The sequence below is a fragment of the Bacillus sp. D7-8 genome (assembly GCF_052055895.1).
Classification (GTDB): Bacteria; Bacillota; Bacilli; order Bacillales; family Bacillaceae; genus Bacillus; species Bacillus velezensis.
Window position 1 is genome coordinate 1,642,198 of the sequence record NZ_CP179922.1, and the last position, 23,200, is coordinate 1,665,397.

Below are 23,200 nucleotides of genomic sequence, written 5' to 3' on the forward strand. Positions count from 1 at the left end.
CGCTAACATGAGCAGTGAACTATTAGATGCTCTCACTATTCTTGAAAAAGAAAAAGGCATCAGTAAAGACATTATCATCGAAGCAATTGAAGCTGCCTTAATTTCCGCGTATAAGCGAAATTTTAACCAGGCGCAAAACGTACGGGTCGATCTGAACCGTGAGACGGGCACGATCCGCGTGTTCGCAAGAAAGGATGTCGTAGACGAGGTATACGATTCAAGACTTGAAATCTCGCTTGACGACGCTCAGCACATCCATCCGAACTACCTTGTCGGAGATGTCGTTGAAATAGAAGTAACGCCGAAAGACTTCGGCCGCATTGCTGCGCAGACGGCGAAACAAGTGGTGACGCAGCGTGTCCGTGAAGCTGAGCGCGGCGTGATTTACTCAGAATTTATCGATCGTGAAGAAGACATCATGACGGGAATTGTACAGCGCTTAGACAGCAAGTTTATTTACGTGTCTCTCGGCAAGATTGAAGCGCTGCTGCCCGTCAATGAACAGATGCCGAATGAGAGCTATAAACCGCACGATCGGATTAAAGTATTTATCACAAAAGTCGAAAAAACGACAAAAGGGCCTCAGATCTATGTATCAAGAACGCATCCTGGTCTGTTGAAGCGTCTTTTTGAAATCGAAGTGCCGGAAATTTATGACGGAACGGTCGAACTGAAATCCGTTGCCAGAGAAGCGGGCGACCGCTCTAAAATCTCCGTCCGCACTGATGATCCTGACGTTGATCCGGTCGGTTCATGCGTCGGTCCTAAAGGCCAGCGCGTGCAGGCGATCGTCAATGAACTGAAAGGCGAAAAAATTGATATCGTCAACTGGTCTGATGATCCGGTTGAATTTGTTGCCAATGCGCTCAGCCCGTCTAAAGTGCTGGATGTCATCGTCAGCGAAGAAGAAAAAGCCACGACTGTCATCGTTCCTGATTACCAGCTTTCTCTGGCAATCGGAAAAAGAGGGCAAAACGCCCGCTTAGCTGCGAAACTGACAGGCTGGAAAATCGATATCAAAAGTGAAACGGATGCAAGAGACCTTGGCATCTATCCGAGAGAGCATGAAGAAGATGACGATTTAGAGCCGCTCTTTATGGAGCCTGAAACAGCCGAATCGGATGAATAAGAGGTGACTTTAGGTGAATAAGCGAAAAAAAATTCCTCTGCGCAAATGCGTGGTAACGGGGGAAATGAAGCCTAAAAAGGAACTGATCCGAATTGTCCGTTCTAAAGAAGGAGAGATTTCAGTCGATCCGACCGGAAAGAAGAACGGGCGGGGTGCCTATATCACCCTTGAGAAAGAATGCATCTTAGCTGCGAAAAAGAAAAACACATTGCAAAATCAATTTCAATCACAAATCGATGACCAGATTTTCGAAGAATTGCTGGAACTGGCGGAAAAGGTGAAAAAATAACATGTCTGGAATGGAATGGTTTCCCTTGCTGGGTCTGGCCAATCGAGCTCGTAAGGTCGTGTCGGGCGAGGACTTGGTTATAAAAGAAATTAGAAATGCGCGTGCAAAACTTGTTCTGCTGACAGAAGATGCATCTGCGAATACTGCAAAAAAAGTATCCGATAAATGCAATTATTATAAAGTGCCTTATAAAAAAGTCGAAAGCCGCGCTGATCTCGGCCGCTCTATCGGCAAGGAATCACGTGTCGTTGTCGCCGTCACTGACCAAGGTTTTGCGAATAAGCTGATCAGCTTGCTCGATTAATATTTTTGGGGGTGAACGAATGGCTAAAATGAGAGTTTACGAATATGCAAAAGCCATCAATGTTTCAAGCAAGGAAATTTTGACTGCGCTGAAAAACATGGATATAGTAGTAAATAACCATATGGCAATGCTTGAAGAAAAGACCATTAAGCAGCTTGATGCGAAATTTAAAAAAGGCGGCGCCGGCGTTACATCTCAGAAGCCTGCGGAAACGAACAAAAACAAGCCGCAAGGGATTAATCAGCAGCCTGCTGGGAATCAACCAAACAAAATTCGAGACGGAAAGAAGAATGACGTGCAGAATAATCAATTTAACAAAAACAAGAAGAATAACAACAACAACAAAAACAAAAACAAACGCAATCATAACAACAAAAATCAGTATCAGCAAAAACCGCTGAAGCCGAAAAAAGAGCTTCCTGAGAAAATTACGTTTTCCGGCTCTTTAACAGTCGGAGCTTTAGCCGAGGAACTGGGCAAAGAGCCGTCTGAACTCATTAAAAAACTGATGCTTCTGGGCGTAATGGCTACCATTAACCAGGAGCTTGACAAAGACACAATCGAACTGATCGCATCTGAATACGGTGTAGAAACAGAAGAAGTGATTGTGCTTGAAGAAACTGAGCTTGAAAAATATGAAGAGGCTGACAAAGAAGAAGATCTTCAAATCCGTCCGCCTGTCGTGACGATCATGGGCCACGTTGACCACGGGAAAACGACCCTCCTTGACAGCATCAGAAAAACAAAAGTTGTTGAAGGTGAAGCCGGCGGAATCACCCAGCATATCGGGGCTTACCAGATCGAAGAAAACGGCAAAAAAATCACGTTCTTAGATACTCCGGGACACGCGGCGTTCACAACAATGCGTGCGCGCGGTGCGGAAGTAACTGATATTACCATTTTAGTCGTAGCGGCTGATGACGGCGTTATGCCGCAGACAGTCGAAGCCATCAACCATGCGAAAGCGGCTGAGGTTCCGATTATCGTTGCCGTGAATAAAGTGGATAAAGAAAGCGCGAACCCTGACCGTGTCATGCAGGAGCTGACTGAATACGGACTCGTTCCTGAAGCATGGGGAGGAGAAACGATTTTCGTTCCTCTGTCCGCTCTTACAGGCAAGGGAATTGACGAGCTTGTCGAAATGATTCTGCTTGTCAGTGAAGTGGAAGAGCTGAAAGCCAATCCGAACCGTCAGGCAAAAGGAACGGTTATTGAAGCTGAGCTCGATAAAGGAAGAGGATCTGTCGCGACACTTCTCGTTCAAACGGGAACATTGAATGTCGGAGATCCGATCGTTGTCGGAAATACATTCGGCCGCGTGCGGGCCATGGTCAATGATCTCGGCCGCCGCGTGAAAACAGCCGGACCGTCCACACCTGTAGAAATTACGGGCTTAAACGACGTACCGCAGGCTGGCGATCAATTCCTCGTCTTTAAAGACGAAAAAACAGCCCGTTCTGTCGGTGAAGCACGCGCTTCCAAGCAACTGGAAGAACAGCGCAGCGACAAAGCGAAGCTGAGCCTCGATGATCTGTTTGAACAAATTAAACAAGGCGATGTCAAAGACATCAATTTAATCGTAAAAGCTGACGTTCAAGGTTCAGCCGAAGCGTTAACAGCCGCTCTTCAAAAAATTGAAGTAGAAGGCGTAAAAGTGAAAATCATTCACACAGGCGTCGGTGCGATTACGGAATCAGACATCATTCTCGCATCTGCTTCAAATGCAATCGTTATCGGGTTTAATGTGCGCCCAGACGGAAATGCTAAGAGCACGGCTGAAGCTGAAAATGTAGATATCCGTCTTCACCGTATCATTTACAAAGTCATCGAAGAAATTGAAGCGGCGATGAAAGGAATGCTTGATCCTGAATACGAAGAAAAAGTCATCGGTCAGGTTGAAGTGCGCCAAACATTCAAAGTGTCGAAAATCGGCACGATTGCCGGCGGATATGTAACAGACGGCCACATTACACGTGACAGCGGACTCCGCCTGATCCGTGACGGCGTGGTCATCTTCGAAGGGGAAGTAGACGTTCTGAAACGCTTCAAAGATGATGTGAAAGAAGTTTCACAAGGATATGAATGTGGTATTACAATTAAGAAATACAATGACATTCGCGAAGGCGACATCATTGAAGCGTATGTCATGCAGGAAATCGAAAGAAAGTGATCGGATTTGCGGAATGTGAATGCATCATTTATGATGCGGGATCATTAAAGGAGAAACGAGCCGTTCTGAAGCGGATTATAACGAGGGTTCAGAATAAGTTCAACGTGTCGGCCGCAGAAATCGGCTATCAGGACACTTGGCAGCGGACCAGCTTCGGAATCGCCGTCGTCTCCTCCTCTCACGTTCAGGCGGAAAAGGAGATCCAGCGCGTACTCGCGTTTATTGACTCCTTTCCCGAAATAGAACGGACGATCACTAGAACAGAGTGGTTTTAACTTAGAGGTGATTGAATTGAGTATGAGAGCAAACCGTGTCGGCGAGCAGATGAAAAAAGAGCTCGGGGATATTATCAGCCGAAAGCTGAAAGACCCGAGAATCGGATTTCTCACTGTAACAGACGTACGTGTTTCAGGTGATTTACAAATAGCGAAGGTGTATATCTCCGTTCTCGGCGGAGAGAAAAAGAAAGAGGAGGCGCTGAAAGGGCTTGAGAAAGCGAAAGGATTTATCCGTTCCGAAATCGGCAGCCGAATCAGACTCCGCAAAACGCCTGAGCTTGAATTTGAATTTGATGAATCAATTGAGTACGGCAACCGTATTGAAACATTGATTCACGAACTGCATTCAGATAAACCGTCTGAATAACAAGGAAAGAGGATGGGCGAGTGTCGTCTGTCCTCTTTTCTGCGTTTTACGGGATACAATTGATAACAAAGGAGCGAAAGACAGATGGTTAACGGAGTTCTCCTTTTACATAAACCGGTCGGCATGACTTCTCACGACTGTGTAATGAAAATAAGAAAACTGTTAAAAACAAAGAAAGTCGGACATACGGGAACGCTTGATCCGGAAGTGTCAGGCGTACTGCCGATCTGTGTCGGACGGGCCACAAAGATTGTTGAGTACGTCACCGACAAGTCAAAAACGTACGATGCTGAGATCACTCTCGGCTTCTCCACATCGACCGAAGACCAGACTGGAGAAACGGTCAGCGTAAAACCTGTCAAGGAGCCGCTGAAAGAAGCGGATATCAAAGCCGTTTTAGACGAACTGAAGGGACCGCAGGAGCAAGTGCCGCCGATGTATTCCGCTGTAAAGGTCAACGGGAAAAAGCTCTATGAATACGCCAGGGCGGGTATTGAAGTAGAGCGGCCGAAGCGGAATATCACGATTGAAGATATCGCGCTCACTTCCCCAGTCACTTATAACGAAGACACAGCATCATTCCGCTTTACAGTTACGTGCTCAAAGGGCACTTACGTGAGAACATTGGCGGTGACAATCGGTGAAAAACTCGGCTATCCCGCGCATATGTCGCATCTCATCCGCACCGCTTCCGGCGATTTCAGCCTTGATGAGTGTTTCACGTTTGAGGAACTTGAACAGCAGGTTTCAGACGGAACGGTTGCAGAGCATGCCGTGCCGATCGATAGAGCGCTCAATCATTTGCCGAAATGGGTCATAAGTGATACATTAGCTAAGAAAGCTGAAAACGGGTCAGTGTTTGACATCCCGGCGGAATTTTCTGCAATGACAGCTGACGCCCGTATAGCGGTCTGTACTGAAGACGGAGAATGTGTGGCCATTTATATGCCGCATCCTTCAAAAAAAGGACTGCTGAAACCGGCTAAAGTGCTCATGCAAAAAAGCGAACAATAAGAAAAAAGGTGACCGTTCTGTGAAGACGATACATATTTCTCATCCGCATCATTTACAAAAAGAAGAGCAGCCGGCGTCTGTCATGGCGCTCGGCTACTTTGACGGCGTTCATTTGGGACACCGGAAAGTAATCGGAACAGCCAGACAAATTGCCGAAGAAAAAGGCCTGTCGCTGGCCGTTATGACGTTTCATCCCCACCCTTCCCATGTGTTGGGCAGGGACAAAGAGCCAAAGGATCTGATTACGCCGCTTGAAGATAAAATCAGCCAGATCGGGCGTTTAGGCGCTGATGTGCTGTATGTCGTGAAGTTTGATGAAGCGTTTGCGTCTCTGTCTCCAAAACAGTTTGCCGAGGAGTATATTTTAGGGTTAAACGCGCGGCACGCTGTGGGAGGCTTCGATTTTACGTACGGAAAATACGGAAAAGGCACGATGGAGACGCTGCCGGACGATTTAAACGGCAAGGCCGGATGCACGACTGTCGAGAAACAGACCGAGCAGGACAGAAAGATCAGCTCCACTTATATCCGGTCAGCGCTGCAGGATGGTGACGTTGAACTTGCGCACACTCTTCTCGGCCAGCCGTATTTTATCCGGGGCACTGTGATTCACGGAGACAAAAGAGGCCGCACCATCGGTTTTCCGACCGCGAATGTCGGCCTGCACAACAGCTATATCGTGCCGCCGACAGGCGTGTATGCAGTGAAAGCCGAAATAAAAGGCGAGGTGTATGAAGGCGTCTGCAACATCGGCTACAAACCGACCTTTTATGAAAAGCGTCCCGATCAGCCGTCAATTGAAGTACATTTGTTTAATTTTCAGCAGGATGTATACGGAGAAGACGTTAAAATCGAGTGGTACAAACGAATCCGAAGCGAACGGAAGTTTAACGGCATCGATGAACTGACGGCTCAGATCGGGAAAGACAAACAAGAAACGATCCGCTTTTTCAGCAAATAACGGAAAAAACATCAAAAGTACACAAATTTTCTTCTAAAAGATTTGCATATGGGCGCGATTTTTAGTATCATATGTTTCGTAGTCTTAAAACCATTGCTTGGCAATCCGAAGTCACCGACGGTTGCTAGGTAACTGGGGCTAATTATGATATGGAGGTGAAACAGGATGGCAATTACTCAAGAGCGTAAAAATCAACTCATCAGTGAGTTCAAAACACACGAATCTGATACTGGATCTCCAGAAGTTCAGATCGCTATCCTAACAGACTCAATTAACAACTTGAACGAGCATTTGCGTACTCACAAGAAAGATCACCACTCACGTCGCGGTCTTCTTAAAATGGTAGGTAAACGTCGTAATCTTCTTACGTATCTGCGTAATAAAGACGTAACTCGTTACCGTGAGTTAATTAACAAACTAGGCTTACGTCGATAATCGTAAAAAGCGGGAGGATTCCCGCTTTTTTATCGTATTAAAGCGAAAAAAATAATGATAAAAAAACAATGAAATCCTTTTACATACTACTTTGACATTGATATGTTCAATTCATTTCGTTCATAATAGGAGTAATTGATTATTTCACACATTAAGAGAGGAGCTCGTAATCGAATGGGACAAGAGAAACATGTCTTTACCATAGATTGGGCCGGCAGACAGCTTACAGTAGAAGCCGGCCAGCTTGCCAAACAGGCAAACGGCGCTGTCATGGTCCGCTACGGCGATACTGCAGTGCTCAGCACAGCAACCGCATCAAAAGAACCGAAACCGCTAGATTTTTTCCCGCTTACCGTTAACTATGAAGAAAGATTATACGCAGTAGGTAAAATTCCGGGCGGTTTTATTAAAAGAGAAGGCCGTCCAAGTGAAAAGGCAGTTTTAGCCAGCCGTCTGATCGACCGTCCGATCCGCCCGCTTTTCGCAGACGGATTCCGTAACGAAGTACAGGTCATCAGCATTGTCATGAGTGTTGATCAGGACTGCTCATCTGAAATGGCTGCAATGTTCGGTTCATCACTCGCTCTTTGCGTTTCCGATATCCCGTTTGAAGGCCCGATCGCGGGTGTGACGGTAGGCCGCATTGACGGGAAATTCGTCATCAATCCGACGGTTGACCAGCTTGAAAAAAGTGATATCAACCTCATCGTTGCAGGCACAAAAGACGCCATCAACATGGTGGAAGCCGGAGCGGATGAAGTTCCTGAAGAAATCATGCTTGAGGCGATTATGTTCGGTCACGAAGAAATTAAGCGCCTGATCGCATTCCAAGAAGAAATCGTCGCAGCAGTCGGCAAAGAGAAAACAGAAATCGAACTGTATGAAATTGACGAAGAGCTCAGCGAAAAAGTAAAAAGCCTTGCGGAGCCGGATCTTCTCAGCGCCATTCAGGTTCACGAAAAACATGCTCGCGAAGACGCGATCAATGAAGTGAAAAATGCAGTTGTCGCGAAATTCGAAGAAGAAGAGCATGATGAAGATACGATTAAAAAAGTGAAACAGACACTGTCTAAACTCGTGAAAAACGAAGTGCGCCGTTTGATCACAGAAGAAAAAGTCCGTCCGGACGGACGCGGTGTTGATCAGATCCGCCCGCTTTCTTCAGAAGTCGGCCTTCTGCCGAGAACGCACGGCTCCGGGCTGTTTACGAGAGGACAGACGCAGGCGCTCAGCGTATGTACATTAGGCGCCCTTGGGGACGTTCAGATTCTTGACGGTTTAGGCGTGGAAGAATCAAAACGCTTTATGCATCATTATAACTTCCCGCAGTTCAGCGTAGGGGAGACAGGCCCGATGCGCGGACCGGGACGCCGTGAGATCGGTCACGGTGCTCTTGGAGAGCGTGCGCTTGAGCCGGTCATTCCGAATGAAAAAGACTTCCCGTATACGGTCCGCCTCGTATCCGAAGTGCTTGAATCAAACGGTTCCACTTCACAGGCCAGCATTTGCGCGAGCACGCTTGCCATGATGGACGCAGGTGTTCCGATTAAAGCCCCTGTTGCGGGTATCGCGATGGGACTTGTGAAATCAGGCGAGTACTATACGGTATTAACGGATATTCAAGGGATGGAAGACGCCCTCGGTGACATGGACTTTAAAGTAGCCGGCACGGAAAAAGGCGTGACAGCGCTGCAAATGGACATTAAAATTGAAGGTCTTTCAAGAGAAATTCTTGAAGAAGCGCTTCAGCAGGCGAAAAAAGGAAGAATGGAAATCTTGAACAGCATGCTCAGCACGCTTGGTGAATCAAGAAAAGAACTTTCTCAATATGCGCCGAAAATTTTAACGATGAACATTAATCCGGATAAAATCCGTGACGTTATCGGACCGAGCGGTAAACAAATCAACAAAATCATTGAAGATACCGGTGTTAAAATTGACATTGAACAAGACGGCACCATCTTTATTTCTTCTACTGATGAAAGCAGCAACCAAAAAGCGAAAAAAATCATCGAAGATCTTGTCAGAGAAGTCGAAGTCGGACAGCTTTACCTCGGTAAAGTCAAACGGATTGAGAAATTCGGCGCTTTCGTTGAAATCTTCAGCGGAAAAGACGGTCTCGTTCACATCTCTGAACTAGCGCTCGAACGGGTCGGCAAGGTTGAGGATGTTGTGAAAATCGGTGACGAAATCCTTGTGAAGGTAACTGAAATTGACAAACAGGGACGAGTGAATCTGTCGCGTAAAGCAGTGCTGCGCGAAGAGAAAGAAAAAGAACAGGAACAACAACAATCTTAAATGAAAACCTAACAAGGAGCCTGGGAGACCCGGCTTCTTTATTTTGAGAAAGACAACAGACGGGTTCTACCTTGTCCTCCTCATACATAATGTGTGGTGAGGGGGGAAGGACATGTTGAAAAAATTCGTGCCGTTTGCCGTTTTTTTATTTCTTTTTTTTGTTTCGTTTGAAATGTTAAAAAATCCGTATACAGTTGATTACATAGACGCAATGAAAAAAGACGCTGTAACTGTGTCAGCATCAAAAGATCCGCTCTATGAAGAATTACTGCAAAAAGCGTCAGAGTATGAAGTGAAGCCGCAAGACGCGCGGATTGATAAAATATGGAAGAGTATACCGGGATATAACGGTTTAAAAGTCAATGTGGAAAAATCCTATAAACAAATGAAAAAGGACGGAGAATTTCACGAAGACGGCCTTGTCTATGAGCAGGTAAAACCGAAAGTCCATCTTGATTCTCTCGCGCCCGAACCCATTTATAAAGGAAATCCCGACAAACCGATGGTCGCTTTCCTGATAAATGTCGCCTGGGGAAATGAATACGTGGAGCAAATGCTGCCTATTCTGAAGCAGCACCAGGTCAAAGCAACTTTCTTTCTTGAAGGGAAATGGCTGAAAAACAATCAGGAACTGGGGAAAAAAATAGCGGCAGACGGACATGAAATCGGAAATCATTCATACAATCACCCTGATATGAGCAAACTGACTTCAGGAAGCATTTCCGAACAGCTTGACAAAACCAATGCACAAATCAGCGAGACGCTCGGCATAAAGCCGAAATGGTTTGCGCCGCCAAGCGGCAGCTTCAGAAAAGCCGTGGTCGATCTAGCGGCGGAAAAAGGAATGGGCACCATCATGTGGACCGTTGACACCATTGACTGGCAAAAACCGTCTCCGGCTGTTTTACAAACAAGGGTGTTGAGCAAAATACATAACGGAGCCATGATTTTAATGCATCCGACTGATCCGACTGCGAAAAGCCTGGATACACTGATTGCAAAAATCAAAGAAAAAGGCTACGCGCTCGGCTCAGTGTCTGACTTAATGGATGAAAACAGGCTGATGAAGTAGCAGGCGGCAGTTGCCTGTCTTTTGAATAGGAGGAACAGACTTGATAAAACGCTATACATGCCAAAACGGTGTAAGAGTTGTGCTTGAAAATAATCCAACGGTGCGGTCTGTGGCAATCGGCGTCTGGATCGGGACGGGATCACGTCATGAAACGCCGGATACAAACGGTATTTCGCACTTTCTTGAGCATATGTTTTTTAAAGGAACAAATACCAGGTCCGCACGTGAAATCGCAGAGTCCTTCGATCGGATAGGCGGCCAAGTGAATGCCTTCACTTCAAAAGAATATACGTGCTATTACGCCAAAGTGCTGGATGAGCATGCAAACTACGCACTTGATGTGCTGGCTGATATGTTCTTTCATTCTGCTTTTGACGAAGATGAGCTCAAAAAAGAAAAGAACGTCGTATATGAAGAAATCAAAATGTATGAAGACGCGCCGGATGACATTGTCCACGATCTGCTGAGCAAAGCGACATACGGCAATCATTCGCTCGGCTACCCGATTCTCGGGACGGAGGAAACGCTTTCGTCATTTAACGGCGATTCTCTCAGACAGCATATGGATGACTTTTACACGCCGGACCGCGTCGTCATTTCTGTCGCCGGAAATGTAACGGAACAATTCATTAAAGACGTGGAGAAATGGTTCGGTACATACGAAGCGAAGGGCAAAGCAAGCGGCATCAGCGAGCCTGAGTTTCATTATGAAAAGCTGACCAGAAAAAAAGACACCGAACAGGCGCATCTCTGTCTCGGTTTCAAAGGCCTGAAAGTCGGAGATCCGGACATTTACGATTTGATCGTCTTAAACAACGTGCTGGGCGGAAGCATGAGCAGCCGTCTTTTCCAGGATGTGCGCGAAGATAAAGGACTGGCCTATTCTGTATACAGCTATCACAGTTCCTATGAAGACAGCGGTATGCTGACGATTTACGGAGGCACCGGCGCGAATCAGCTCGGACTTCTGTCTGAAACCATTCAGGAAACGTTATCGGTTCTAAAACGTGACGGTATCACCCCGAAAGAGCTGGAAAACAGCAAAGAGCAAATGAAGGGGAGCTTAATGCTCAGCTTAGAGAGCACAAACAGCAAAATGAGCCGGAACGGGAAAAACGAACTCCTGCTCGGAAAGCATAAGACCATGGATGAAATTATCACTGAATTAAATGCGGTCAGCCTGGAAAGCGTCAACGGCCTCAGCCGCCGCTTATTTACGGATGATTACGCACTATCGCTCATCAGCCCGACCGGCAATATGCCGGCCTCGTCTTAATCGGAAAAGCAGTCTGCCTCTATACGGGGCAGGCATTTTTTTTTGCTCCGGGTCATATAGTACAAGGGGGTGGCTATCATGAGGCTCAGTGAACTTTCAGGTAAAGAAATTGTGGACATTAAACGGGCAGAGCGGCTCGGCGTGCTCGGCCAGACCGATTTGGAAATTAATGAACAGGACGGACAAATTACAGCGCTGTTGATACCGACGGTAAAATGGTTCGGATTGCGAAAACAAGGCCACGACATCCGCGTCCCCTGGAACCATATCCAAAAAATCGGGTCAGACATGATCATTTTAGACGTTCCGGGGGAGATCACGCCTCCCGAAGAGTAGATCTTATTCATTTTTTGCAAGCACCGGCTCATACAGCCGGTGCTTTTTTCATGAAAAAGAACGCTGTACATTCACCGCCCTTTCTCTTTGCACATACGATGAAGAGGAGGATGACACTTAAAAGATCCAGTAACTGTAAAGAAGGTGAACGTTTCAGATGTTAACCGGATTGACAATTGCGATCATTGGCGGTGACGCAAGACAGCTTGAGATTATAAGAAAGCTGACAGAACAGCATGCCGATATTTATCTTGCAGGGTTTGACCAATTGGATGACGGTTTTACAGGAACCGTCAAATGCAAAATTGATGAGATTCCCTTTCAAAAAATAGACAGTATCATCCTGCCCGTATCGGCAACGACCGGAGAAGGCGTTGTTTCCACGGTTTTTTCAAATGAAGAAGTGGTATTAAAGCAGAGCTATCTTGAGCGGACACCGGAGCATTGCGTCATTTATTCAGGCATCTCCAACGCGTATCTTGAGGGGATCGCCAGCGAAGCCGGCCGCAAACTTGTGAAATTATTTGAACGGGACGATATCGCGATATTCAACTCGATTCCCACTGTTGAAGGAACAATCATGATGGCGATTCAGCATACGGATTATACCATTCACGGATCAAATGTCGCCGTTCTCGGCATGGGGCGCACCGGTATGACGATCGCCCGGACGTTTGCGGCGTTAGGAGCGAAGGTAAAAGTGGGCGCGCGGAGTTCGGCTCATTTGGCCCGTATAACGGAAATGGGGCTTTTTCCTTTTCAACTTGAAGAGCTTACTGAACATGTAAATGATATTGATATCTGCATTAACACCGTACCGAGCTTGATTCTGAATCAAAGCGTTTTATCGCGCATGACGCCGAAGACCTTGATTTTGGATTTAGCATCCCGTCCGGGCGGAACGGATTTCAAATATGCTGAAAAACAAGGCATTAAAGCGCTGCTTGCTCCGGGTCTTCCGGGAATTGTGGCCCCGAAAACAGCCGGACAGATTATTGCGAACGTATTGAGCAAGCTTTTGGCAGACTTAAAGAAAGAGGGGAAATAACCATGTCTCTGAAAGGGAAAAGAATCGGATTCGGATTAACCGGCTCGCATTGCACATATGAGGAAGTTTTTCCGCAAATAGAGGCGCTTATCAGTCAAGGAGCTGAAGTCCGGCCGGTCGTGACATCAACCGTTCAATCGACCGATACCCGCTTTGGGGAGGGGGGAGATTGGGTCAGAAAAATTGAAGAAGCAACAGGCTTTGAGGCGATTGATTCCATCGTAAAAGCGGAGCCTCTCGGGCCAAAACTTCCGCTCGACTGCATGGTCATCGCCCCTTTAACCGGAAATTCAATGAGCAAACTCGCAAATGCGATGACTGACAGCCCCGTCCTTATGGCTGCGAAAGCCACGATCCGCAACGGCCGCCCGGTCGTGCTCGGAATTTCGACAAACGACGGACTCGGTTTAAACGGAACGAACTTAATGAGGCTGATGTCCGCAAAAAACATATATTTCATCCCGTTCGGCCAGGACGACCACGTGAAAAAACCGACATCGCTCGTCGCCAGAATGGATCTCCTTCCGATTACGGTAGAAAAAGCTCTTTTGCACCAGCAGGTTCAGCCGGTGCTCGTACACCACCATGAATAAAAAATCATGATGACAGAAAATCATTCCGGAATAAAAAAATTCGATCAATCCGTGACTATTCTATGGTAAAATAAAACGTAAAATGCAAAGTCAATTCAACAAATGATGCTTAATTGGCGGAAGGAGTTTTACAGATGGGAAGAGGATTACACGTAGCAGTTGTCGGAGCGACGGGAGCCGTAGGACAGCAAATGCTGAAAACACTGGAAGACAGAAACTTTGAAATCGAAACACTCACACTACTATCCTCAAAGCGTTCTGCTGGTACGAAAGTAACGTTTAAAGGCGAAGAATATACAGTGCAGGAAGCTGTTCCTGAAAGCTTCGAAGGCGTTCATATCGCGTTATTCAGCGCCGGCGGAAGCGTATCACAAAGCTTGGCGCCTGAGGCTGTAAAACGGGGAGCCATCGTGATTGACAATACCAGCGCATTCCGTATGGACGAAAATACACCGCTCGTGGTGCCTGAGGTGAACGAAGGTGATCTGCACAAACATAACGGCATTATCGCCAACCCTAACTGTTCAACGATTCAGATGGTGGCTGCGCTTGAACCGATCCGCAAAGCGTACGGATTGAAAAAAGTCATTGTATCTACTTACCAAGCTGTGTCCGGGGCCGGCAATGAAGCGGCGAAGGAATTGTACAGCCAGACAAAGGCGATTTTAAACAATGAACCCGCAGAACCGTCCATTATGCCGGTTAAAGGCGACAAAAAGCATTATCAAATCGCATTTAACGCCATTCCGCAAATTGATAAATTCCAAGATAACGGCTATACGTTTGAGGAAATGAAAATGATTAATGAAACGAAAAAAATCATGCATATGCCGAATCTGGAAGTGGCTGCGACATGTGTCAGACTGCCGATTGAAACAGGGCACTCAGAATCTGTTTACATTGAGCTTGACCGTGATGACGCAACCGTTGAAGATATGAAACAGCTTTTAAAAGAAGCTCCGGGTGTTACGCTTCAGGATGATCCGGCGGAGCAGCTTTACCCGATGCCTGCTGATTGCGTCGGCAAACGCGATGTATTTGTAGGAAGAATCCGGAAAGATTTGGACAGAGCAAACGGTTTTCATTTGTGGGTTGTTTCTGATAACCTGTTAAAAGGCGCCGCTTGGAACTCAGTCCAAATCGCGGAAAGCCTGCAAAAACTGAACCTCGTATAAACAAACGTATTTTCTATAGGCGAACAGAAGAGAGTAAGGCTCTGCCTGCTCTCTTCTGTTACGTCAGACTAATTTGGAGTGAAAATAGTGAAGATCATTGTTCAAAAATTCGGCGGAACATCCGTAAAAGATGACAAAGGCCGCAAGCTTGCGCTAGCACACATTAAAGATGCCATCAGTGAAGGTTATAAAGTTGTTGTTGTCGTATCGGCGATGGGAAGAAAAGGAGACCCGTACGCGACAGATTCTTTAATCGGGCTCCTTTACGGCAGCCAGTCCGACATTTCTCCGAGAGAGCAGGATATGCTTCTGTCTTGCGGAGAAACGATTTCGTCCGTTGTTTTTTCCAGCATGCTGAAGGAAAACGGCATAAAAGCCGCAGCTTTAACAGGAGCCCAGGCCGGCTTTTTAACCAATGCCCAGCATACTGACGCCAAAATTATAGAAATGAAAACAGAGCGGCTTTTCGCTGCACTTGCCAGCCATGACGCTGTCGTTGTCGCGGGATTTCAGGGAGCGACTGAAAAAGGCGACACGACGACGATCGGCAGAGGAGGAAGCGATACTTCAGCAGCGGCGCTCGGCGCGGCGGTAGATGCTGAGTTTATCGACATTTTTACGGACGTGGAAGGCGTTATGACAGCCGATCCGAGAATCGTGGAAAATGCTAAGCCGCTTCCGAATGTCACATATACGGAAATCTGCAACCTTGCCTATCAAGGCGCGAAAGTCATTCATCCGCGCGCGGTGGAAATCGCCATGCAGGCAAAGGTGCCGATCCGCGTGCGCTCCACTTATTCAAAAGACAAAGGCACTTTGGTGACGTCCCATCATTCGTCTAACATCGGCAGCGATGTATTCGAACGGCTGATCACGGGGATCGCCCATGTGAAAGATGTGACGCAATTTAAGGTTCCCGCCAAAATGGGGCAATACAACGTTCAGACTGAAGTCTTTAAAGCAATGGCAAATGCCGGAATCAGCGTAGATTTCTTTAACATTACGCCGAGTGAAATCGTATATACCGTAGCCGGCAGTAAAACGGAAGCCGCGCGCAGCATTTTGGCTGAATTAGGATATGAGCCGACAGTGACGGAAAGCTGTGCGAAAGTGTCAGCGGTCGGCGCCGGAATAATGGGTGTTCCGGGTGTCACGTCAAAAATCGTCTCCGCACTTTCTGATAAAGGCATTCCGATTCTGCAATCTGCCGACAGCCATACGACGATCTGGGTGCTCGTTCATGAAAAAGATATGGTAACGGCCGTAAATGCGCTGCATGAAGTGTTTGAACTTTCAAAGTAAATGTGATTGAATCATGATGAGGTGAAAAAAATGAATGTCGGAAATATATCTACAGCGATGATTACCCCCTTTGACAGTAAAGGGAATGTAGACTTTCAAAAACTGTCTACATTAATCGACTATTTGTTGAAAAACGGCACGGATTCTTTAGTCGTCGCAGGCACGACCGGCGAATCTCCGACACTTTCAACGGAAGAAAAAATTGCACTCTTTGAATTTACAGTCAAAGAAGTGAACGGACGCGTGCCTGTTATTGCGGGTACGGGAAGCAACAATACGAAAGACTCCATTAAACTGACAAAAAAAGCTGAAGAAGCCGGCGTCGATTGCGTTATGCTTGTCACGCCGTATTATAATAAGCCTTCCCAAGAGGGGATGTACCGTCATTTTAAAGCCATTGCGGAAGAAACGTCTCTTCCTGTGATGCTTTACAACGTGCCGGGCAGAACGGTCGCTTCGCTTGCGCCGGAAACGGCCATCAGACTTGCGGAGATACCGAATATCTCTGCGATTAAAGAAGCGAGCGGCGATCTTGATGCCATTACGAAAATCATTGCCGAAACACCGGAAGATTTTTACGTCTATTCAGGTGATGACGGGTTAACGCTTCCTATTCTCGCAGTCGGCGGAAGAGGAGTCGTGTCAGTGGCCAGCCATATCGTAGGTTCTGACATGCAGCAGATGATTAAAAACTATACGAACGGGCAGACGGCAACCGCGGCACTGATTCATCAGAAGCTTCTGCCGATCATGAAGGAGCTCTTTAAAGCGCCTAATCCGGCTCCGGTCAAAACGGCGCTACAGCTGAAAGGCCTTGATGTCGGATCTGTGCGTCTTCCTCTTATCCCGCTGAATGAAGATGAACGTCTGAGCCTGAGCAGCGTCATCAGCGAACTGTAAGAAAAAATTTATACAGTTAAAATACGCGGTCATTCTCATTTTTATCGTGAGTTTGACCGTTTTGTATACATATTGGTTTTCCCTAAACCTTCCGCTTCTTCTTGTTTTCTAAAATTGATATCAGTTATAATAGGAACAAGTGATGATGGACGGGTATGAGACTAGGAGGATACAGATTTTGAAAAAGAAAAATACAGAAAACGTCAGAATTATCGCCCTTGGCGGCGTCGGAGAAATTGGGAAGAACCTATATGTCATTGAAATTGACTCAGACATATTTGTAGTGGATGCAGGGCTGATGCACCCTGAAAATGAAATGCTCGGTATTGATGTCGTCATTCCGGATATTTCCTACTTAGTAGAACGGGCTGACCGCGTGAAGGCCATCTTTCTGACACACGGGCACGATGAAAACATCGGGGGCGTCTTTTATTTATTGAATAAGCTGTCGGTGCCGGTATACGGAACGAAGCTTACGCTTGCATTACTGAGAGAAAAACTCAAGCAGTACGGGCATAATCGAAAAGCTGATTTGCGTGAAGTTCACTCTAAATCAGTCATTACATTTGAATCAACGAAAGTATCGTTCTTTAAAACGATTCACAGTATTCCGGATTCAGTGGGAGTCAGCTTCAAAACATCACTTGGCTCTATTGTATGCACGGGAGACTTCAAATTTGACCAGACGCCTGCTTATCACCAATCATGTGATATTGGCGAAATTGCCAAAATCGGAAACAGCGGCGTGCTCGCCCTGCTTTCTGACAGCGCCAATGCGGAGCGCCCGGGGTATACTCCGTCAGAAGCATATGTAAGCGGTGAAATTGCCGATGCGATGAACAATTCAGAAAACCGTGTCATCATTGCTGTATTCGCGTCTAATATCAACCGGATCCAGCAAGTGATACAGGCTGCCGTCCAGAACGGCCGCAAACTTGCAATCGCCGGAAAAAATCTGCAAAACGTGCTTCAGCTGGGGCGCAAGCTCGGCTATATTGAAGCCGAAGATGAAATGTTTATTCCTGTGCAGGATGTGAAAAAATATCCGAAGCGGGAAGTGGCAATTGTTACAGCCGGAAGCCATGGTGAGCCGCTGGCCGCTCTTACGCGGATGGCCAAGCAGGCGCACAAGCAGCTTAACATTGAAGAAGGAGACACCGTTGTCATTGCATCAACACCGATTCCGGGGCATGAATTGATATATTCCAAAACCGTCAACCTGCTTGCCCGCGCCGGCGCTCAAGTCATTTTCGCCCAAAAACGCGTGCATGTGTCCGGGCACGGTTCGCAGGAAGAATTGAAACTCATGCTTAATTTGCTGAAACCGAAATATTTAATTCCGGTTAACGGTGAATTCAGAATGCAAAAAGCGCATTCCAAAATCGCAGAAGAGATCGGCATGAAACGCAGCGACATTTTCTTGATTGAAAAAGGTGACGTCGTTGAATTCCGCGGCCAGAATGTGAAAATCGGGGATAAAGTCACGTACGGAAACGTGTTGATTGACGGCCTCGGAGTCGGCGACATCGGCAACATCGTGCTGAGAGACCGCCGCTTATTGTCACAAGACGGCATTCTCATCGTCGTAATTTCACTCGATAAGCAGAAAAAGAACCTCGTATCAGGTCCTGAGATCATTACGCGCGGTTTCGTATATGTCAGAGAATCAGAAGGTTTAATTGTACAAGCTACTGAGCTCGTCCGCTCTATCGTAACTGAAGCGACGGAAACATCTGCCGTAGAATGGTCCACGCTGAAACAAGCCATGCGTGATGCGCTGAATCAATTCCTTTATGAAAAAACAAAACGCAAGCCGATGATCATTCCGATCATTATGGAAGTATAATGTATACAAAGCCGGAGCGCATGATGCTCCGGCTTTGTTTTTGTTCATGTCCCGGATGGAAATCATCATCTTTGTTCATAATACAAAGAGACATTCGGAAAGGGTGAAAGATAAAATGGATCATCGTATGGAAAACACCGAAGAACAGCAGCCCGAAAAATCAGATGCGAAAGACAGCATTATGAGCAAAATTCAGCAGCTGGGAGAGACATCTCTGCCGCAAATGTCCCAAGATACCAATATTCACTGCCTGACGATCATCGGCCAAATTGAGGGGCACGTCCAGCTCCCGCCGCAAAATAAAACAACCAAATATGAACACGTCATTCCGCAAATCGTCGCCATTGAGCAAAATCCGAAAATCGAAGGACTTCTGATCATCTTAAACACCGTCGGAGGCGATGTGGAAGCGGGGCTTGCGATTGCGGAAATGCTCGCATCCTTATCAAAACCGACCGTCTCAATCGTACTCGGCGGGGGACACTCGATAGGTGTGCCGATCGCCGTGTCATGTGATCATAGTTTTATCGCGGAAACAGCGACTATGACCATTCACCCCGTTCGGCTTACAGGTCTGGTTATCGGGGTTCCGCAAACATTTGAATACTTGGACAAAATGCAGGAGCGGGTCGTCAACTTTGTGACCCATCATTCAAATATTTCCGAAGAAAAATTCAAAGAGCTGATGTTTTCAAAAGGAAACTTAACCAGGGACATCGGGACGAACGTAGTCGGGAAAGATGCGGCTGATTACGGATTAATTGATGCCGTGGGCGGCGTCGGACAGGCGATAAAAAAGCTGAATCAGCTGATTGAGGAACGAAAGGGCGAGGAAGGAAGGATGATTCAATGATCCTTTATACCGTCATGCCCCAAGAAGTCGTTTACGGTCAGGATATAGAGCAAAGCGTGCATGAACAGGTAGATTACGCCGGCGTGCCGCTGCTAGTTGAGATGAAGGGAAATGAAGCTGAAGTCGTACAGATTTTAAGTACGAACCCGATGGATTTCTTGAATCCGGACATCGCTCCGGGACAAAAAATCAAGCTGAAAATCTAACCGGCATTCAGTCCGTTTCTCGGGGGCAAAATATGCTATAATAGGGGAATCCTACAGAAAAATGCAGCCGGCAAAAGGCTGCTTTTCTTCATGATGTATGATTTTACATTTTTTAACGCAGTAAGGTGATGAGTGTGGCAAAGAAAAAACGGAAATCTAAAAAGAAACAAGAGAGTAAGCTCAATCTAAAATACGAACTAAGCGGACTGCTCTGTGTTGCAATCTCGATTATTGCTGTTTTGCAGCTCGGCGTTGTGGGACAGACATTTGTGTACTTGTTCCGTTTTTTTGCCGGAGAGTGGTTTATTTTATGCTTAATTGCGCTCTTCCTTCTCGGAATTTCGCTGTTTTGGAAAAAGAAGAGTCCAAGCCTTTTAACGAGAAGAAAGGCAGGGCTGTACTGTATTATCGCCAGTATATTGCTGCTGTCTCACGTGCAGCTCTTTAAAAATCTGTCTCATCACGGGTCGATTCGGTCGGCAAGTGTCATCGGCAACACGTGGGAGCTGTTTATGATTGACATGAAACAGCAGGCTGCTTCCCCTGATTTGGGCGGCGGCATGATCGGCGCGGTACTGTTTGCAGCTTCCCACTTTTTATTTGCATCAACGGGTTCACAGATCATGGCGATCGTGCTGATCTTAATGGGGCTGATTCTTGTAACAGGGCGTTCACTGCAGGAAACGCTCAAAAAGTGGACGAGCCCCGTCGGCCGGTTTATCCGCGGCCAGTGGCAGGCATTTCTTGAGGATATGAAGACGGTCAGAACGAATATGTCTTCGCCGAAAACAAAAACAAAATCGGGCAAAAAACAAAAACGGGTTCAAAAGAAAAAAGAAGAGCCTGAACCGGAGGAAGAGGATGAGGAAATTATTTCGCCGATCATCCATTCAGAGCCGATTATTTCAAGCTTTTCAGACCGTCAGGAAGAGCCCGCCGAACCGCTGATTCCGGAAAAAACGCAGGAGACGGCACAAGCGCCAAAAGATGAGCCTTCCGGCGGCGCTCAAGACAGTGGCGAAACGGCTGCGGCTCCGCCGATGACGTTTACAGAGCTTGAAAATAAAGATTATCAAATGCCTTCATTGGACATACTGGCTGACCCGAAACATACCGGCCAGCAGACCGATAAGAAAAACATTTACGAGAATGCAAGAAAACTCGAACGGACTTTTCAAAGCTTCGGCGTAAAGGCGAAAGTGACGCAGGTTCATCTCGGTCCGGCGGTCACAAAATATGAGGTGTATCCGGACGTCGGGGTCAAAGTCAGTAAAATCGTGAATCTGAGCGATGACCTCGCGCTCGCGCTTGCCGCGAAGGATATCCGGATAGAAGCGCCGATTCCGGGTAAATCGGCAATCGGCATCGAGGTGCCCAATGCTGAAGTTGCGATGGTTTCGTTAAAAGAAGTGCTTGAATCCAAGCTCAATGACAAGCCGGACGCGAAGCTTCTGATCGGCTTGGGACGAAATATTTCCGGGGAAGCCGTGCTTGCCGAACTGAACAAAATGCCCCACCTGCTCGTAGCGGGGGCAACGGGAAGCGGAAAAAGCGTCTGTGTCAACGGTATTATTACGAGCATTCTGATGAGGGCCAAACCGCATGAAGTGAAGATGATGATGATTGACCCGAAAATGGTTGAACTGAATGTGTATAACGGCATTCCTCATCTGCTTGCGCCGGTCGTGACAGATCCGAAAAAGGCCTCGCAGGCTTTGAAAAAGGTCGTCAATGAGATGGAGCGCCGCTATGAGCTGTTCTCCCATACGGGTACGAGAAATATAGAAGGCTATAACGACCATATTAAGCGGTCAAATGCCGAAGAAGAAGTCAAGCAGCCTGAGCTGCCGTACATCGTCGTCATCGTTGATGAGCTTGCCGATCTGATGATGGTCGCTTCTTCCGACGTGGAAGATTCAATTACGAGACTTTCACAGATGGCGCGGGCGGCGGGAATTCATTTGATTATCGCGACACAGCGGCCTTCAGTTGATGTTATTACCGGTGTTATTAAAGCCAATATCCCGTCAAGAATCGCCTTCAGTGTCTCATCTCAGACCGATTCACGGACGATTTTAGACATGGGCGGCGCTGAAAAGCTTCTGGGGCGCGGAGACATGCTGTTTCTGCCTGTAGGCGCAAATAAGCCGGTGCGTGTGCAAGGGGCATTCTTATCCGATGAAGAGGTTGAGCATGTCGTCGATCATGTCATTACGCAGCAAAAAGCGCAGTACCAAGAAGAGATGATTCCGGAAGAAGTTTCGGAAACACACAGTGAAGTAACGGATGATCTCTATGACGAAGCGGTCGATTTGATTATCGGCATGCAGACGGCATCAGTCTCCATGCTCCAAAGGCGGTTCAGAATCGGATATACGAGAGCTGCCCGTCTGATTGACGCAATGGAGGAACGGGGCGTCGTCGGGCCGTATGAAGGAAGCAAACCGAGGGAAGTACTATTATCTAAGGAACAATATGATGAGCTCTCTTCTTAAAAAGGAGAGAGTTTTCACTGAAAATGATATCACCAAAATCATTCCTATTTATTTTTTTATCAAAACATGATATAGTTGTCCCAATTGTTCAATAATTTATGAAAGTGGTTTACGGAGGGGAAACATGTCTACAAAAGCTGACAATCGTCACTTGTATCTAAAAGTGATTGAGCGAATCAAAGAGGATATACAAAACGGAATTTACACCGAAAAGGAAAAGCTTCCTTCTGAATTTGAGCTTTCAAAATCAATGGGTGTCAGCCGGGCAACTCTGCGTGAAGCTTTGCGTATCCTTGAAGAGGAGCATGTGATTATCAGAAGGCACGGTGTGGGCACTTTCGTCCATACAAAACCGCTGTTTCTTTCAGGTATTGAACAGCTCAACAGCGTGACGAAAACGATTCAGCAGGCGAACATGGTGCCGGGTACGATTTTTTTGTCGTCTCAGGTCATCACGCCGTCTGATGAAGATATCGCTAGATTCCGGCTTGAGCCTGAGCAGGAGCTTTTTTATTTGGAACGCGTGAGAACGGCAAGCGGCACTCCGGTCGTTTACTGTTTAGATACGATTCCGATGCACATTCTGCCGAATTCTTTCTGTCATGAACAGGAATCTATTTTTGATCTTTTGGAAAAAAACTCCGGGTCTGTGATCAGCTATGCCGTTGCTGATATCGAACCGATCGGATATCACGATACGATTTCACCGGTTTTGGAATGCGAGCCGGAGACGGCGCTTTTATTGCTGAAGCAAACCCACTATAATCAGAATGATGAACCTGTGCTGTATTCATTAAATTATTTCCGGGCTGATAAGTTCAGTTTTCATGTTGTAAGAAAACGTTTTTAAGAC

23 protein-coding genes are annotated in these 23,200 nt (G+C 46.8%); all 23 read left to right on the top strand.

The features are described 5' to 3' along the window. Positions 1 to 7: 7 nt before the first annotated feature. The 23 genes from nusA (at position 8) to ACKTRM_RS08455 (ending at position 23,197) form a co-directional block, all read left to right on the top strand. Positions 8 to 1,129 carry a transcription termination factor NusA gene (gene nusA / locus ACKTRM_RS08345; protein ID WP_003154195.1) on the top strand — a complete coding sequence of 374 codons (1,122 nt, stop codon included), beginning with the start codon at positions 8 to 10 and terminating at the stop codon, positions 1,127 to 1,129. A 13-nt stretch (positions 1,130 to 1,142) separates the two neighbouring features. Further along, a complete protein-coding gene (gene rulR / locus ACKTRM_RS08350) occupies positions 1,143 to 1,418 on the top strand; it encodes a glucose-induced regulator RulR (protein WP_003154193.1) in 276 nt (91 codons plus the stop codon). 1 nt (position 1,419) lies between these two features. Further along, positions 1,420 to 1,722 carry a YlxQ family RNA-binding protein gene (locus ACKTRM_RS08355; protein WP_003154192.1) on the top strand — a complete coding sequence of 101 codons (303 nt, stop codon included), beginning with the start codon at positions 1,420 to 1,422 and terminating at the stop codon, positions 1,720 to 1,722. Positions 1,723 to 1,741: 19 nt separating this feature from the next. After that, entirely contained in the window at positions 1,742 to 3,892 is a 2,151-nt protein-coding gene (gene infB / locus ACKTRM_RS08360) for a translation initiation factor IF-2 (RefSeq protein ID WP_007611462.1), read from the top strand. Then, a complete protein-coding gene (locus ACKTRM_RS08365) occupies positions 3,889 to 4,167 on the top strand; it encodes a DUF503 domain-containing protein (protein WP_003154188.1) in 279 nt (92 codons plus the stop codon). The genes infB and ACKTRM_RS08365 overlap by 4 nt, the downstream gene beginning before the upstream one ends. Before the next feature lie 16 nt (positions 4,168 to 4,183). Next, a complete protein-coding gene (rbfA, locus tag ACKTRM_RS08370; protein ID WP_003154185.1) occupies positions 4,184 to 4,537 on the top strand; it encodes a 30S ribosome-binding factor RbfA in 354 nt (117 codons plus the stop codon). An 84-nt stretch (positions 4,538 to 4,621) separates the two neighbouring features. Beyond that, on the top strand, positions 4,622 to 5,551 hold the full coding sequence (gene truB, locus ACKTRM_RS08375) for a tRNA pseudouridine(55) synthase TruB (RefSeq protein WP_012117567.1): 930 nt from the start codon (positions 4,622 to 4,624) through the stop codon (positions 5,549 to 5,551). A gap of 19 nt (positions 5,552 to 5,570) precedes the next feature. Further along, positions 5,571 to 6,512, top strand: a complete 942-nt coding sequence (gene ribF, locus ACKTRM_RS08380; protein ID WP_012117568.1) for a bifunctional riboflavin kinase/FAD synthetase — start codon at positions 5,571 to 5,573, stop codon at positions 6,510 to 6,512. A 165-nt stretch (positions 6,513 to 6,677) separates the two neighbouring features. Next, on the top strand, positions 6,678 to 6,947 hold the full coding sequence (gene rpsO / locus ACKTRM_RS08385; protein ID WP_003154182.1) for a 30S ribosomal protein S15: 270 nt from the start codon (positions 6,678 to 6,680) through the stop codon (positions 6,945 to 6,947). A gap of 174 nt (positions 6,948 to 7,121) precedes the next feature. Then, the gene (pnp, locus tag ACKTRM_RS08390; RefSeq protein WP_007611468.1) at positions 7,122 to 9,245 is read left to right on the top strand and encodes a polyribonucleotide nucleotidyltransferase; all 2,124 of its coding nucleotides are present in this window, start codon (positions 7,122 to 7,124) and stop codon (positions 9,243 to 9,245) included. A gap of 112 nt (positions 9,246 to 9,357) precedes the next feature. Continuing rightward, positions 9,358 to 10,317, top strand: a complete 960-nt coding sequence (locus tag ACKTRM_RS08395; protein ID WP_012117569.1) for a polysaccharide deacetylase family protein — start codon at positions 9,358 to 9,360, stop codon at positions 10,315 to 10,317. A 40-nt stretch (positions 10,318 to 10,357) separates the two neighbouring features. Beyond that, positions 10,358 to 11,593 carry a M16 family metallopeptidase gene (locus tag ACKTRM_RS08400; protein WP_012117570.1) on the top strand — a complete coding sequence of 412 codons (1,236 nt, stop codon included), beginning with the start codon at positions 10,358 to 10,360 and terminating at the stop codon, positions 11,591 to 11,593. A 78-nt stretch (positions 11,594 to 11,671) separates the two neighbouring features. Continuing rightward, positions 11,672 to 11,929 (top strand): YlmC/YmxH family sporulation protein, encoded by a 258-nt coding sequence (locus tag ACKTRM_RS08405; protein ID WP_003154176.1) that lies wholly within the window; start codon positions 11,672 to 11,674, stop codon positions 11,927 to 11,929. 157 nt (positions 11,930 to 12,086) lie between these two features. Beyond that, positions 12,087 to 12,977, top strand: coding sequence for a dipicolinic acid synthetase subunit A (gene dpaA / locus ACKTRM_RS08410; protein WP_012117571.1), 891 nt, complete (start codon positions 12,087 to 12,089; stop codon positions 12,975 to 12,977). Positions 12,978 to 12,979: 2 nt separating this feature from the next. Continuing rightward, the gene (gene dpaB, locus ACKTRM_RS08415) at positions 12,980 to 13,570 is read left to right on the top strand and encodes a dipicolinate synthase subunit B (protein ID WP_007409809.1); all 591 of its coding nucleotides are present in this window, start codon (positions 12,980 to 12,982) and stop codon (positions 13,568 to 13,570) included. Positions 13,571 to 13,704: 134 nt separating this feature from the next. After that, a complete protein-coding gene (gene asd, locus ACKTRM_RS08420) occupies positions 13,705 to 14,745 on the top strand; it encodes an aspartate-semialdehyde dehydrogenase (RefSeq protein ID WP_012117572.1) in 1,041 nt (346 codons plus the stop codon). A gap of 87 nt (positions 14,746 to 14,832) precedes the next feature. Continuing rightward, on the top strand, positions 14,833 to 16,047 hold the full coding sequence (gene dapG, locus ACKTRM_RS08425; protein WP_003154168.1) for an aspartate kinase: 1,215 nt from the start codon (positions 14,833 to 14,835) through the stop codon (positions 16,045 to 16,047). Between the two features lie 30 nt (positions 16,048 to 16,077). Beyond that, positions 16,078 to 16,947: a 4-hydroxy-tetrahydrodipicolinate synthase gene (gene dapA / locus ACKTRM_RS08430; protein ID WP_003154166.1), complete on the top strand. Its 870-nt coding sequence runs from the start codon at positions 16,078 to 16,080 to the stop codon at positions 16,945 to 16,947. 178 nt (positions 16,948 to 17,125) lie between these two features. Further along, the gene (gene rnjB / locus ACKTRM_RS08435) at positions 17,126 to 18,793 is read left to right on the top strand and encodes a ribonuclease J2 (RefSeq protein ID WP_012117573.1); all 1,668 of its coding nucleotides are present in this window, start codon (positions 17,126 to 17,128) and stop codon (positions 18,791 to 18,793) included. A 115-nt stretch (positions 18,794 to 18,908) separates the two neighbouring features. After that, a complete protein-coding gene (locus ACKTRM_RS08440) occupies positions 18,909 to 19,646 on the top strand; it encodes a ClpP family protease (RefSeq protein ID WP_003154162.1) in 738 nt (245 codons plus the stop codon). After that, entirely contained in the window at positions 19,643 to 19,852 is a 210-nt protein-coding gene (locus tag ACKTRM_RS08445; protein WP_003154161.1) for a YlzJ-like family protein, read from the top strand. The genes ACKTRM_RS08440 and ACKTRM_RS08445 overlap by 4 nt, the downstream gene beginning before the upstream one ends. Before the next feature lie 134 nt (positions 19,853 to 19,986). Beyond that, positions 19,987 to 22,347: an FtsK/SpoIIIE family DNA translocase gene (locus ACKTRM_RS08450; protein WP_012117574.1), complete on the top strand. Its 2,361-nt coding sequence runs from the start codon at positions 19,987 to 19,989 to the stop codon at positions 22,345 to 22,347. 124 nt (positions 22,348 to 22,471) lie between these two features. Beyond that, positions 22,472 to 23,197 (top strand): GntR family transcriptional regulator, encoded by a 726-nt coding sequence (locus ACKTRM_RS08455; protein WP_007409813.1) that lies wholly within the window; start codon positions 22,472 to 22,474, stop codon positions 23,195 to 23,197. Positions 23,198 to 23,200 lie beyond the last annotated feature (3 nt).

What these genes read in the sequence shown, in the direction of transcription:
- nusA (WP_003154195.1), top strand. Translation starts at nt 8, where the DNA reads ATGAGCAGTGAACTATTAGATGCTCTCACTATTCTTGAAAAAGAAAAA.
- ACKTRM_RS08355 (WP_003154192.1), top strand. Translation starts at nt 1,420, where the DNA reads ATGTCTGGAATGGAATGGTTTCCCTTGCTGGGTCTGGCCAATCGAGCT.
- infB (WP_007611462.1), top strand. Translation starts at nt 1,742, where the DNA reads ATGGCTAAAATGAGAGTTTACGAATATGCAAAAGCCATCAATGTTTCA.
- truB (WP_012117567.1), top strand. Translation starts at nt 4,622, where the DNA reads ATGGTTAACGGAGTTCTCCTTTTACATAAACCGGTCGGCATGACTTCT.
- rpsO (WP_003154182.1), top strand. Translation starts at nt 6,678, where the DNA reads ATGGCAATTACTCAAGAGCGTAAAAATCAACTCATCAGTGAGTTCAAA.
- pnp (WP_007611468.1), top strand. Translation starts at nt 7,122, where the DNA reads ATGGGACAAGAGAAACATGTCTTTACCATAGATTGGGCCGGCAGACAG.
- ACKTRM_RS08395 (WP_012117569.1), top strand. Translation starts at nt 9,358, where the DNA reads ATGTTGAAAAAATTCGTGCCGTTTGCCGTTTTTTTATTTCTTTTTTTT.
- ACKTRM_RS08405 (WP_003154176.1), top strand. Translation starts at nt 11,672, where the DNA reads ATGAGGCTCAGTGAACTTTCAGGTAAAGAAATTGTGGACATTAAACGG.
- dpaA (WP_012117571.1), top strand. Translation starts at nt 12,087, where the DNA reads ATGTTAACCGGATTGACAATTGCGATCATTGGCGGTGACGCAAGACAG.
- dpaB (WP_007409809.1), top strand. Translation starts at nt 12,980, where the DNA reads ATGTCTCTGAAAGGGAAAAGAATCGGATTCGGATTAACCGGCTCGCAT.
- asd (WP_012117572.1), top strand. Translation starts at nt 13,705, where the DNA reads ATGGGAAGAGGATTACACGTAGCAGTTGTCGGAGCGACGGGAGCCGTA.
- dapA (WP_003154166.1), top strand. Translation starts at nt 16,078, where the DNA reads ATGAATGTCGGAAATATATCTACAGCGATGATTACCCCCTTTGACAGT.
- ACKTRM_RS08440 (WP_003154162.1), top strand. Translation starts at nt 18,909, where the DNA reads ATGGATCATCGTATGGAAAACACCGAAGAACAGCAGCCCGAAAAATCA.
- ACKTRM_RS08445 (WP_003154161.1), top strand. Translation starts at nt 19,643, where the DNA reads ATGATCCTTTATACCGTCATGCCCCAAGAAGTCGTTTACGGTCAGGAT.
- ACKTRM_RS08455 (WP_007409813.1), top strand. Translation starts at nt 22,472, where the DNA reads ATGTCTACAAAAGCTGACAATCGTCACTTGTATCTAAAAGTGATTGAG.